We start from the raw sequence: 12,144 nt of genomic DNA, 5'->3' as shown, positions 1-12,144 counted from the left end.
CCGGCCCGCGGCGGGGCGCGCACGTCCCGCCGGCGGGGGGCGGGGGCCCCCCGTCTCCCCGTCGGCCGGGGCGCCCCCGGGGCTCGGCCCGGGTGGAGGCGGCCCGCCGGAGCTGCGCCGGGGCTGCTTTATTCGCGGTCAGTCCACGTTGACCACCTTCCACAACTGGCTGTCGGCGTTCGTGTCCGTGTTCTGGGCGAGCTGCGCGCCTCCCGAGGACACGTCGAGCACCTTGTCGCTGTTCACGTTCTTGAGCTTGTAGTAGCCGGTTCCGGTGGCGACCAGTGTCCAGTGCTGGTTCGCGGCGTTGGTGTCGGACGACTGGATGATGAATGCACCGTCCGCGGTGGAAGCACCGCTGACGTCCATGAGCAGGGCACTGTTCCGGCTGACGACCTTGTAACTGCCGTCACCCACCGGGACGAGGCGCCAGTTCTGGTTCCCGGCTCCGGAGTCGGTCCACTGGATGACGTTGGCTCCGGCGGACAGGGATCCGCCTGACACGTCGACCGCCTTGTTGCTGCCCTTGTTGACCATCTTGTAGTTGGCGTTCGTCGCAGGGAACGAGATGCCAGCGAACGCGTCCACCGCGCAGACGGTGTTGGAGGAGGCGGTGTTCTTCGTCCCGGTGCACACCACCCTGATCGTGTGCGGGCCCGCGGCCAGGTCCGTCTTCTCGAACAGCGGGACCTGCTTCGTCACCGTCGGGGCGTAGGCGTCGATGCCCGCCCGGGTCAGGGTGCCGTCGAGGTAGACGTCCACCTTGCCCATGTTCGGCTGCGTCATGCCGAGGTACCGCACGCCCGTGCCGGTGAACGAGTACTCGGCGTAGTTGCCCGCGGTGCTCGTGAACTTCTCGGACCCGTTCATGTCCTTCGTGTCGTTCCAGTTCGACCAGGTCCCGGAGTAGGTCACGCCCGCGGCCTTGTCGTCGACGTGGTTCCAGCGCTGCCGCACGAGGGCCTTCGACGCGGGAGACGCGTTGCCCTGGGCGTCCACGACGTAGAGCCGGTAGTCACCCGCCGCCTGCGGGACGCTGATGCTCGTCGCGGTGCCGCTCGCGCTGGTCTTGGTGGGACCGGCGGCGAACGTCGTCGTACCGGCGGGAGCCAACCACAGCGTCTTCGTCGCGTCCTTGGGGCCGCGCACCGGGATGGTCATCACGCCCGTGCCGGCGAACGTGCTCGCGGGCAGCGCGTAGTCCTGCGCAGCCGTGACCGCGGCGGGCAGGACGTTCTTGTAGGCCTCCTCCAGACCCGCGCTCAGGGCGATGCCGTACGCCTGCGACGGCCACACGTTGTCCCCGTAGCCCTTCACGTCCGTGACCGTGCTGTTCGGGATGCTCCTGCCGGCGATCTTGTTGACGGTGCCGTAGTTGTTGGTGATGGTCAGGTCGTGCTGCCGGCCCCAGGTACCGGAGTTGACGGTGTACGCCAGGCCCGGGTCGACGTCGAAGACGTTGTCGTGCTCGTTGAGGAACGCGGAGCCCTCATCAGGGTGCAGACCGTACTTGTGACCGGCCGGGACACCCTTGATGTAGTTGTTGCTGATCTCCGTACCCGGCTGGCTGCCCAGCGTGTAGATGGGAGCGGAGTCGCCGAGCACCCGCATCGTGTCGAAGATCTCGTTGTACTTGATGGTGTTGTTCCGCGCCGTGGTGGTCGGATTCCCGGGATTGATGGAGTTCGTCGAACCGTCGAAGTTCCACCAGCCCCAGCCGAGGGTGATGCCCGCCCACGGGGACTTCTCGATCCGGTTGTGCTCGATGTCCAGGGTGTCGACGAAGTACGCCGACACCGGGTTGGAACCCTGGAACAGCACCGCGCTGTCGTAGAGATAGTTGTCCGTGACGGTGATGTTCTTGCAGAGACCCTCGACGTTCACCGGGTACTTCTCGTGGTTGGTCGAGGTGCCGTCCCCGATGTACACGTGCTGGGGGTGCCCCACGGTGATCGCGGACCCGGCGACGTCATTCGTGACGTTGCCGGTCAGCTGCGAGTCCGTCACGTCGTTGGCCAGGGTGATGCCGTCGGCGCCGGTGTGCTGCACCGTGTTGCGCTGCAGGACGATCCCGTCGGCGTTCTCGATCTGTATGGCGGCGGGCGGCAGGTCGACGTTGCGGTAGGTGTACGCGTGGAAGTTCTGCCTCGCGTAGACGTTCGAGCTGGCGTTGCCCTGCGTTCCCTGGCGGACGACGGAGCCCGCGACATCGACCAGGTTCCAGTCGGAGTGCTCGACCGTGAGCCCGGCGAACGTGATGTTCCGCGCGTGATCGGTCTTCGACGTGCCGGCGATCTTCAGGAGGGTGGAGAGGTTGTTCGGCGCGAAGACCTGCGCCGTGGTCATGTCATCGGAGCTGGACTTGTAGTAGTAGACCGTGTGCGTGCTCTTGTCGAAGTAGAACTCGCCGGGCTGGTCCAGGAACTCGTACGCGTTCATGAACGTATGACTGCCACCGACCTTGAACGGGCCGTACGGCGGTGCCTGGGCGATGGCCGCACCCGGCTCCTGGAACTGGGCCACACGGCTGGCGCCGTCCGAGCTCGTGGTGATCTGACGCACGCCCACGATGGCCGTGGTCCACGTCGTCGCCGACACGATCTCCACATCGTCCTGGTTGGACGCGATGGCCGGCAGGTCGGAGAGGCCGTACTTGGCCCCGTCGCACTGCGAACCCGACTCCCATGCCCACGGAGCCTGCCCGGCCGTGACCGTGTAGGTCCCGTAGCATCCGGCCGAGTTGACCATCTTCGACGCCATCTGCGCGCGCTTGTCGTTGACGTAGAGCGCGCGGAGCTTGTCGTCCCGGTCGAGCTTGGCCTTCCAGATGTTCCCGCTGTGCTGCGTCCAGCCGGTCACCTGAACGCCTCCGTCCAGGACCGGCTTCTCGCCCGGGTAGGCGGCGTAGACGACACGGTGCCCGTTCGTGCCGGAGTCGGCCGAGGTGAAGTCGACGGTGCTGGTCACCGGGTAGGTGCCGCCCCGCAGAAAGACGTTGATGTCCCCGGCCATGTTGCTGTCGACCGTGCGCACGACGTCCCGCGCGTGCTGGAGGGTCTTGAACGGCGCCGCGATGGTGCCGGGGTTGGCGTCGTCACCGCCGGGGGCGACGTAGTACGTCGCCTGGGTCGAGGCCGAGGCCGGGGGCGGCGCGGCGAGTGAGATCAGCAGCGTTGCGGAGACGGCCGCCGCTAGCGCCACCGGCGCTTTGCGGACGACGGAAGTGAGGGGTTTCATCCTGGTCCATCCTGGTGCGGCTCGGCTACTTCTGTGGGTGAATTAGCCGCCCTATCGACCCACGCCGTCAAGGGTTTACGCAGTATTCATTGCGACAAAGCGAGGCTTCGATTCTCTCCGGGTGGGATTATGTCCGGTAACTACCGATAGGTGCGGTGTCATTGACGTGCAATCTCACTGCCAAATGAGTACTACTCATATAGGAATTGCGAACGAGTCGGGCCCCCCCCCCCCCCGGGCCCGGCCCGGGCGGCGCCGGGGGCCGGGGCGGCCCGGCCGCCGGGCGACGCGGAGGAGGCCGGCCCGCCCGGTGAGGGCGAGGGGCTGCTCAGGGCGAGCCGCCAGACGTCGCTGTCGGCGCCCTCGCTGCCGTAGAGCACGGCGGCGCCGTCCGCCGAGAAGGTCACCGACTCGCCCTGCCGCTGGAACGGCACGTCCAGCGGCCGGAGCAGGTGCGGCGCGCCGTCCTGCCACGCGTACAGGTCGGCGGAGAAGTAGCCGCGCAGCACCAGCCGGGTGCCGTCCGGCGAGAACGCGCCGTCGGTCACCCACGGCACGTCGGCGATCCGCCGGAAGACGTTCACCCCGGAGGCGGAGAGCCGCTCCGGTCCCTGGTAGAGGCCGCCGCCGGACTGCCGCTTGCTGGCGATGTACGCCCGCCCGGTCACCGGGTGGACCATCAGCGCCTCGGCGTTGCGGGGCCCGTCCTCGTACCGCACCCGGTACTTGACCGCGTCGACGGTCCGGTCGTGCAGGTCGGCCGGCTCGGCGAAGCGGTAGATCCACACCTCGGGCCAGGTGCCGTCCAGGTTGTCGCCGATGTCGGCGAGGTAGAGCTGCCCGTCCGGGCCGAGCGAGATCGCCTCGGCGTCCCGCGGCTTGACCCCGCGCAGGGTCACCGTGGCGAGGGTGCGGCCCTCGGCGTCGACCGCGTACACGTACGGGCCGTCGTCGCTGTCGTTGTGCGTCCAGTAGACACCGGGGTGGGCGCGGCTGGCGGCCAGGCCGCTGGACTCGGTGATCCGGCGGTCGTGGATGGTGAACAGCCGCTCCGGGTGCTCCGCCGCGGCGGCGGGCAGCGCCGCCGGGCCGAGCACGAGCAGCAGCGCGGCCGCGGCCGCAGCCCCCCGCCGCAGCCGCCGTCCCGTCCCCCGCCCGCCGGCGGTCCCGCGCTCCATCCCGCGATCATCGCACGGCGGATCGCCCGCCCGGCACGGAACGGTCGCCGCCCGCCCCGCCGGGGACGAAGCCCGGCCCGGCGGTGCCCGGTGGCCGGGCACCCACCACGGCGACGGCCGCGGCACCCGCGCGACAGCCGGCCGCGGCCGCCTCCACCGGGTCGGCGCCGGACAGCCGGGCCGCCAGCAGACCGCCGGCGAACGCGTCGCCGGCCCCGGTGGAGTCCACCGCGGCGGCCGGCACGCCCGGCACCTCGACCACCGGCCGGCCCCGCACGGCGACCAGCGCGCCCTCGGCCCCGAGCGTGACCACCGCCTCGCCGTGCCGCTCGCCGAGCAGTTCGGCGGCGGCCACCGGGTCGGTCGCCCCGGTCAGCAGCAGAGCCTCGTCGCGGTTGGGCAGCAGCAGGCCGACGTCCGCCAGGGCGCCGCGCACCGCGCCGAGCCCGGCCCGGGCGAGGAAGCCGGCGGAGGCCGGGTCCGCGCTGGCGGCCACCCCGGCCGCGCGGGCGGCGGCGAGTGCGGCCGCGGCCAGCCGGCGGCCCGGCTCCCCGAACAGGTGGTAGCCGGAGAGGTGCAGCCGGGCGACCCCGTCCAGCAGGGCGTCGTCCCAGTCCTGCGGCCCCAACCGGACGGCGGCGCCGCCGTCCGTGACCAGGGTCCGCTCGGCGGCCGGGTCGACCAGGCTGATCACCACGGCGGTCGGCGCCGCCCGGTCGACCACCAGGTACGGCCGCACGCCCGCGGCCTGCAGCGCCGCCCGGTGCCAGGCCGCGCAGTCGGCGCCCGCCCGGGCGAGCAGCCGCGCGTCCGCCCCGGCCGCGGCGGCCCAGGCGGCGACGTTGGCCCCGGCACCGCCCGGCCGGACGGCGATCCGGGCGGCGGTGTCGGTGTCCGGGACGAGCGGGCCCTCGTGGAGCGCGACGACGTCGGTGACCACCTCGCCGACGACGAGCAGGGCGCCCGCGCTCATCCGCGGCCGCTGCGCAGGTCGGCCCACCGGCCGGCGATCTCGGCGGCGAGTCGCACATTGCCGCGGACGGCCGCCAGGTTGGCCTCCAGCGAGGCGCCGCGGGTGTGCTCGGTCAGGTGGGCGAGCAGGAACGGTGTGATGGCCTGGCCGCGGACCCCGGCGCGGTCGGCCGCGGCCAGCGCCTCGGCCAGCACCCGGTCGTGCAGCGCCGGGTCGAGCTGCTCGGCCGGCGGCACGGGGTTGGCCACCACCAGCGCCGACTCGGGCCCGCCGAGGGCGTCCTGGGCCTGCATCATCGCGGCGACCTCGGCCGCGTCCTGCACCGTCCAGCCGACCGGCTGGCCGGAGCCGGTGAGGTAGAAGCCGGGGAACTCCCCCGTCCGGTAGCCGAGGACGGCCACCCCGAGGGTCTCCAGCCGCTCCAGCGTGGCGGGCACGTCCAGGATCGACTTCACCCCGGCGCAGACCACGGTGATCCTGGTCCGGGCGAGCAGGCCGAGGTCGGCGGACTCGTCCTGGCTGGTGGTCCAGTCCCGGTGGACACCGCCGAGGCCGCCGGTGGCGAACACCCGGATGCCGGCCCGGGCCGCCAGGAAGGCCGTGCCGGAGACCGTGGTCGCGCCGCTCGCCCGGCCCGCGACGGCGGGGGCGAGCTCACGGAAGCCCAGCTTGCGCAGCGAGCGGTCCTCGGCGATCCGCTCCAGGCCGTCCTTGTCCAGGCCGATGTGCGGCACGCCGTCGAGCACCGCGATGGTGGCCGGGACGGCGCCGCCGGCCCGGACGGCCTCCTCCAGCTCCCGGGCGACCTGGAGGTTCCTGGGCCGCGGGAGGCCGTGGGCGATGATCGTCGATTCCAGGGCGACCACGGGTGCGCCCGCGGCGAGCGCGTCGGCGACCTCGGGGGACAGCCGCAGCGGACCGCTGCCGGCGGCGGGGGTGGCGGAGGGTTCGGTCATGCCCGATTCCTGCGCACCGCGGCCGCCCCCGCAAACCTCCGGACGGACACCCGCCCGAATATTCGCACAGATGTTCCCATCAGGCGTAGGCTGGCGGCATGCCGCACCTCCAGGACTCGCTCTTCGACGCGGCCGAGGACATCGCCCTCGGCCCGCTGGACGCACCGCGCCGCACGGTGCTCGGCGACGGCGCCTGGATCGACCTGCTGCCCGGCTGGCTGCACGGCGCCGGCGCACTGTTCGAACAGCTGGCCGCGGACGTCCCCTGGCACGCCGAACGCCGCACCATGTACGAGCGGGTGGTGGACGTGCCCCGGCTGCTCGCCTTCTACGGCGAGGGCGACCCGCTGCCGCACCCGGTGCTCACCGAGGCCCGGGGCGCGCTCAGTGCCCACTACGGCCCCGAGCTGGGCGAGCCGTTCACCACCGCGGGCCTGTGCTACTACCGGGACGGCCACGACAGCGTGGCCTGGCACGGCGACCGGCTCGGCCGCGGCGGCCGCCAGGACACCATGGTGGCGATCGTCTCGGTCGGCGAACCGCGCCCCCTGCTGCTGCGCCCGCGCGGCGGCGGCCCCGCCGTCCGCCGGCTGCTGGGCCACGGCGACCTGCTGGTGATGGGCGGCACCTGCCAGCGCACCTGGGAGCACGCGGTGCCCAAGAGCTCCCGCCCGGTCGGCCCGCGGATCAGCATCCAGTTCCGGCCGCACGGGGTACGCTGACCGGCCCGGTCGCCGGTACGACCGCCCCCGCCGTCCGCCGCCCCTGGAGCACCCCGTGCACCTGCCGTTCTTCGTCTACGGGACGCTCCGCCCGGGCGGCCGCAACCACACCCGGCACCTGGCGGGGCGCTGCACCCTCGTCCGCCGGGCCGTCCTGGAGGACGCGGCGCTGCACGACGGCCCCGGCTACCCGTACGTGGTCCCGGCGCCCGGCGCGCGGGTGGTCGGCGAACTGGTCACCGTCCACCCGGCCCTGCACGCCCGGGTGCTGGCCGACCTCGACCTGCTGGAGGACTGCACGCCGGACGGCGAGGGCGAGTACGTGCGGGTGCGGCGGCCGGTGCGGACGGCGGACGGCGCCGAGACGGACGCCTGGGTCTACTTCGCCGGGCCGCGGATCGCGGCCGTGCTGAGCGCCGTACCGGCGCCGATCCCCTCGGGCGACTGGACGGCCCGCTGAGCCCTCCCCCGGCCGCGGGGTCCTGCGGGAGCGGCCTGCGGCGGACAGCGGACGGGGCCGCAGCGCGCGGCCCCGGACACGTCGACTCCCGGCGTCCGGGGCGTTCTCCGTGGCATCGGCCGTCGCCGTCTGCCCTCCGTCGCGTTCCGGCCCGCCGGGGGCCTGGCCAGAGCCTGGATCAGGGTCGCTCGGACGGCCGTCGGACGTCTCCGTCGGCGGTGCAGCTCTGCCCGGTATTCCGGTGTATTGACCAGTTTCCTCCGTATTCGCCCCAGGTCAAGAGCCCGCAGGCAATCCGGCCGAATCCTTGGAAGACCCTGGGTGAACGGTCAAGCGATGGTAAAGTCGTGTCGCGTTGACGCCGAGTCAGCAGGGCCCGCCGCAGCGGGCGTTGCCGCCCGCAACGGCGCGGGCCGACCCGGCGAGCGAGAGGGGGGCGGCGTGCCGGACGACCACGCCGCCGGGGGCGGCGCGACCCCGGCGGACACCCGCAGGCGGCGGATCGACGCCGCACTGCGCCATTCACCGCTCCAGCCCGCGTTCCGCGCCGTCGCGGCGGCCCGCCTGGCGGTGCTCGCCTACCACGGCATCGACGACCCGCCCACGTTCGCCGCCCAGATGGCCCGGCTCGCCCGGACGGCCCGCCCGGTCTCCCTCGCCGCCGTCGAGCAAGCCGTCCGCGACCGCCGGCCGCTGCCGCCCCGCAGCGTGCTGGTGACCTTCGACGACGGCGACCCCAGCGTGCTCACCCACGGCCTCCCCGTCCTGCGGCGCCACCGGATCCCGGCCGTCGCCTACGTGATCGCCGGCCTGGTCGGCAGCGACCGGCCGTACTGGTGGTCGGAGGCCGCCTTCCTGGCCCGGCACGGCGGGTCGGCCGACGGCCTCCCGCCCGGCACCGCCCCCGACGGCGTCGTCCGCCGGCTCAAGCAGGTGCCCGACACCGTCCGCCGACGCGCGCTCCAGCACCTGCGGGACACCGCTCGGCGGCAGGCCCCGCGGACACCCCAACTGACCGCCGCCGGCCTGGCGGAGCTGCGCACCGGCGGGGTCGCCATCGGCAACCACACCGTCGAGCACCCCTGCCTGGACCGCTGCACGCCCGCCCGCGCCCGCGCCGAGGTCGAACAGGCGCACCACCTGCTCGCCGGGCTGCTGGGCGAGGCGCCGACCTCGTTCGCCTACCCGAACGGCAACCTCGATCCGCACGCCGAACGGGCCCTCACCGACCTCGGCTACCGCACCGCCTTCCTGTTCGACCACCGGCACGACCGCCGGCTGCCGCGGAACCCGCTGCGGATCAGCCGGCTCCGGGTGAACGCCGACACCGGCCCGCACCGGTTCGACACCATCCTGTCCGGGCTGCACCCGGCCGTGCACCGCCTGCGCGGCGGCCGATGACCGGGCCCGGCCGCGGGCCCAGGGGGGAGCGCACCATGCCTGCGGACGCCGCCGGCCGCACCGACGCCGACCGGGCAGCGGCGGGCGGCACGCCCGCCTCCCCGGAGCTCCTCCGCTCCCCCGGCGAGGTCCCGCCGGAGATCGCGGACGGCTGGCGGCGACTGGTCGCCGAGGACCCGCACGGCTCCTGGTTCGCCACCCCGGAGTGGGTGCTGTCCTGGTGGGAGACGCTCGGTGCCGGCGCGGGCAGCGGCGAGCTCGCGCTCTGGCGCCGTCCGGACGGGCGGGTCGCGGCCGTCGTCCCGCTGCTGCGCACCGCCGTACGGCTGCACCCCCGGCTGCCGCTCACCGCCCCCTGCCTCACCCTGTTGGGCTCCGGCCCGGGCGCCGCCGACCACTGCGGGCCGCCCGTCGCCGCGGACCACCGGCCGACGGTCCGCGCCTGGCTCGCCGAGCGGGCCCACCGCACCACGCTCTGGCTGCCCGACCTCGACCCGGAGGCGGCTCCCGTCCTGCCCGCGGGGGCCCGGCCGGTCGCCACCGCCGCCTGCCCGCGCACCGACCTGACGGCCGGTCCGGATGCCCTGGGATCCCGGCAGTTCCGCTCCTCGGTACGCCGCTACCGGCGCAAGCTCGACGCCGAGGGGGTCTCCTTCCGCTGGGTGGGCCCCGCCGAGGCCGGCCCGGCGGAGCTTGACGAGGTGCTCGCCCTCCACCGGCTGCGGCGTGCGGCGCTCGGCCGGCCGACCACCTTCGACACCGGCCGCCGCCCGCTGCACCTGCGGGTCATGGAGCGCGCGGCCCGGGCCACCGCCGCACAGGGCAACGGCCCCGCCTTCCTGCTCGCCGAACACGAGGGGCGGACCATCGGCGGGCTCTACGGCTTCCGCTGGGGCACCGGCTTCGCCTACTACCAGATCGGCTGGGACCCGGCCTGGGCGCCGCTGCGGCTGGGCACGGCGGTCATCGCCGAGGCCGTCCGCAGCTGCGCCGAACAGGGCCTGCGCACCTTCGACTTCCTGCGCGGCACCGAGGCCTACAAGTACCGGTTCGGTGCCGAGGACCGGCACGACATCTCCTGGCTGCGCCCGCACGGCGCCACCGGCGCCCTGCTCGCCGCCAAGCTCCGCCTCAAGCAGGGCCGTGCGGCTGCCGCGCCGCCCTCACCCGCCTCCGCGCGCCCCTGACCCGCCGTCGGCACACCCTCCCCAACCCCGGTTCGACGTGTTCATGCAGGCCGGCGGCGGCAATGCGGAGGCCCGCACCCCTTGACAGGCACCGGCGGTGACGAGCAAGGTCTGGGAGCGCTCCCACGCGTATGCCCCCGCACGCGCCGACGCACCCCACCCGATCATCCGTCAGTGAACGAGGCCCCATGCCAGGCACCAGACCCAGCGCACCCCCCGCTCCCGCCGCGCGCCGCCCCGAGCCGGCCGCCCGCCGCCGCGGACGGGCCGTCAGATCAGGTGCCGCCCTGGCCGGAGCGGTCCTCGCGCTCACCGCCTGCGGCAGCACCGCCCCGGCGCCGAAGGCGTCACCGCTCTCCGAGGTCGTCACGCTCAACGTCGGCACGTTCGGCACCTTCGGGTACCGGGAGGCCGGGCTCTTCGCCGAGTACATGGCCAAGCACCCCGAGATCGTCATCAACGAGGAGGCCACCCAGGACGGCAAGGCCTACTGGAACGACCTCACCGGCAAGCTGCACGACGGCGGCCCGGTGGCGGACATCCAGGCCGTGGAGGTCGGCTACATCGCGGAGGCGACCGGGCCGCTCGCCGAGCAGTTCACCGACCTGCGCTCGGCCCCCGGCGTGGACCCCGCCGCCTGGCTGCCCTGGAAGTCCGCCCAGGCGACCACGGCCGGCGGCGCGCTGATCGGGCTCGGCACCGACACCGGCCCGATGGCGGTCTGCTACCGCAAGGACCTGTTCCGCAAGGCGGGCCTGCCCACCGACCGCGAGGCGGTGGGCAGGATGTGGGCCGGCGACTGGGCGAAGTTCGTCGACGTCGGCCGCCGCTACAAGGCCAGCGCCCCCGCGAAGACGGTGTTCACGGACTCCGCCGGCGGCCTCTTCAACGCCGTCCTCTCCGGCGAGACCCAGCAGTTCTCGAAGGCCGACGGCACCCTGGACTACCAGGAGAGCCCCGGTGTCAAGAAGGCCTGGGACACGGCGGTCTCCGCCGCCAGGGGCGGACTCACCGACGGCCTCCAGCAGTTCACCGCCGACTGGGACGACGCGCTCTACCTCAACGGCGTCGCCACCGTGATCTGCCCGTCCTGGATGACCGGCGTCATCAGCCAGTACGCCGGCGACCGCGGCGAAGGGCTGTGGGACATCGCGCAGGCCCCGGTCGCCGGCAACTGGGGCGGCGCGTTCCTGACCGTGCCCAAGGCGGCGCGCCACCCGAAGGAGGCCGCGGCCCTGGCCGCCTGGCTCACCGCGCCGGAGCAGCAGGCCAAGGTGTTCGCGAAGACCGGGAACCTGCCCTCATCGGACGCCGCCCTGCGGCTGCCCGCCGTCCAGGGCGCCACCAACGCGTACTTCAACAACGCGCCGACCGGCCGCATCTACGCCGAGGCCGCACGGACGATCCGGCCCGCCCCGATCGGGCGGCTGGACGGGGCGGTCAAGACGGTGATCACCGACACCGCGCTGCTGGACGTCGAGCGCAACGGCACCGATCCCCGCAAGGCGTGGAACGCCGCGGTCAAGCAGATCTCCGAGCAGACCGGCGGCTGACCGACCCGTTCAGCCTTGATGGGAGCGCTCCCGCAGCACTCTCGCAGCGCGCTTCCGCGGACCCCGCAGGGCGGCCGGCGAACCCGGCAGCATCCCGTGTCATGGCTGCGTCGTTGGTACCGGTATGAACACCTGCCATCCGCCCGCCACCGGCGGCACCCCCGCCACGGCCCTCCCCCAGCAGACCCAGAGCTGGACGACCAGCGCCGCGGCCCAGGCCAGCGACGTCCTGAGCGGTCTGCGCACCGTCGAGGTTCCCGTCGCGGCCCTCCAGGCGGCCCTCCTGATCATGACCGAGCTCGTGGCCAGACCCCACGAGTCGATCGAGATGCGGGACGCGGCCCGCGAGATCTGCTCCCTCTTCGCGGGGCTGACGGACTGACCGGCCGCACGGCCGCCGCGCACGGCGGCACGGACCGGTCCCACCGCTCCCCGTGCCCACCGGCCGGCCGGCGCCCCACCGGGCCCGGCCGGCGG

At 73.9% G+C, this 12,144-nt stretch carries 10 protein-coding genes; 6 read left to right on the top strand and 4 right to left on the bottom strand.

The features are described from left to right. Positions 1-138 precede the first annotated feature (138 nt). The 4 genes from ACFV0G_RS03960 to ACFV0G_RS03945 form a co-directional block, all read right to left on the bottom strand. A complete protein-coding gene (locus ACFV0G_RS03960) occupies positions 139-3,237 on the bottom strand; it encodes an RICIN domain-containing protein (RefSeq protein WP_380541165.1) in 3,099 nt (1,032 codons plus the stop codon). Between the two features lie 191 nt (positions 3,238-3,428). Then, a complete protein-coding gene (locus ACFV0G_RS03955; RefSeq protein ID WP_380541162.1) occupies positions 3,429-4,415 on the bottom strand; it encodes a hypothetical protein in 987 nt (328 codons plus the stop codon). Between the two features lie 7 nt (positions 4,416-4,422). Then, positions 4,423-5,388, bottom strand: a complete 966-nt coding sequence (locus ACFV0G_RS03950; RefSeq protein ID WP_380541159.1) for a carbohydrate kinase family protein — start codon at positions 5,386-5,388, stop codon at positions 4,423-4,425. Then, entirely contained in the window at positions 5,385-6,344 is a 960-nt protein-coding gene (locus ACFV0G_RS03945; protein WP_380541156.1) for a pseudouridine-5'-phosphate glycosidase, read from the bottom strand. Before ACFV0G_RS03945 ends, ACFV0G_RS03950 begins: the two co-directional genes overlap by 4 nt. A 98-nt stretch (positions 6,345-6,442) precedes the next feature. Here ACFV0G_RS03945 and ACFV0G_RS03940 point away from each other — a divergent pair, with 98 nt between their 5' ends. The 6 genes from ACFV0G_RS03940 (at position 6,443) to ACFV0G_RS03915 (ending at position 12,049) form a co-directional block, all read left to right on the top strand. After that, on the top strand, positions 6,443-7,066 hold the full coding sequence (locus ACFV0G_RS03940) for an alpha-ketoglutarate-dependent dioxygenase AlkB (protein ID WP_380541153.1): 624 nt from the start codon (positions 6,443-6,445) through the stop codon (positions 7,064-7,066). A 55-nt stretch (positions 7,067-7,121) separates the two neighbouring features. Beyond that, entirely contained in the window at positions 7,122-7,526 is a 405-nt protein-coding gene (locus tag ACFV0G_RS03935) for a gamma-glutamylcyclotransferase family protein (protein ID WP_380541149.1), read from the top strand. A gap of 441 nt (positions 7,527-7,967) precedes the next feature. Then, on the top strand, positions 7,968-8,927 hold the full coding sequence (locus ACFV0G_RS03930; RefSeq protein ID WP_380541146.1) for a polysaccharide deacetylase family protein: 960 nt from the start codon (positions 7,968-7,970) through the stop codon (positions 8,925-8,927). A gap of 35 nt (positions 8,928-8,962) precedes the next feature. Continuing rightward, positions 8,963-10,114: a GNAT family N-acetyltransferase gene (locus tag ACFV0G_RS03925; protein WP_380541143.1), complete on the top strand. Its 1,152-nt coding sequence runs from the start codon at positions 8,963-8,965 to the stop codon at positions 10,112-10,114. A 188-nt stretch (positions 10,115-10,302) separates the two neighbouring features. Next, complete coding sequence (locus ACFV0G_RS03920) at positions 10,303-11,667, top strand: ABC transporter substrate-binding protein (protein WP_380541140.1); 1,365 nt, start codon at positions 10,303-10,305, stop codon at positions 11,665-11,667. Between the two features lie 124 nt (positions 11,668-11,791). Further along, entirely contained in the window at positions 11,792-12,049 is a 258-nt protein-coding gene (locus tag ACFV0G_RS03915; RefSeq protein ID WP_380541137.1) for a hypothetical protein, read from the top strand. Positions 12,050-12,144: the final 95 nt, after the last annotated feature.

Origin of the sequence: Kitasatospora sp. NPDC059571, assembly GCF_042735675.1 — a bacterium.
Classification (GTDB): Bacteria; Actinomycetota; Actinomycetes; order Streptomycetales; family Streptomycetaceae; genus Kitasatospora.
This window is presented reverse-complemented; position numbering and strand designations above follow the sequence as displayed.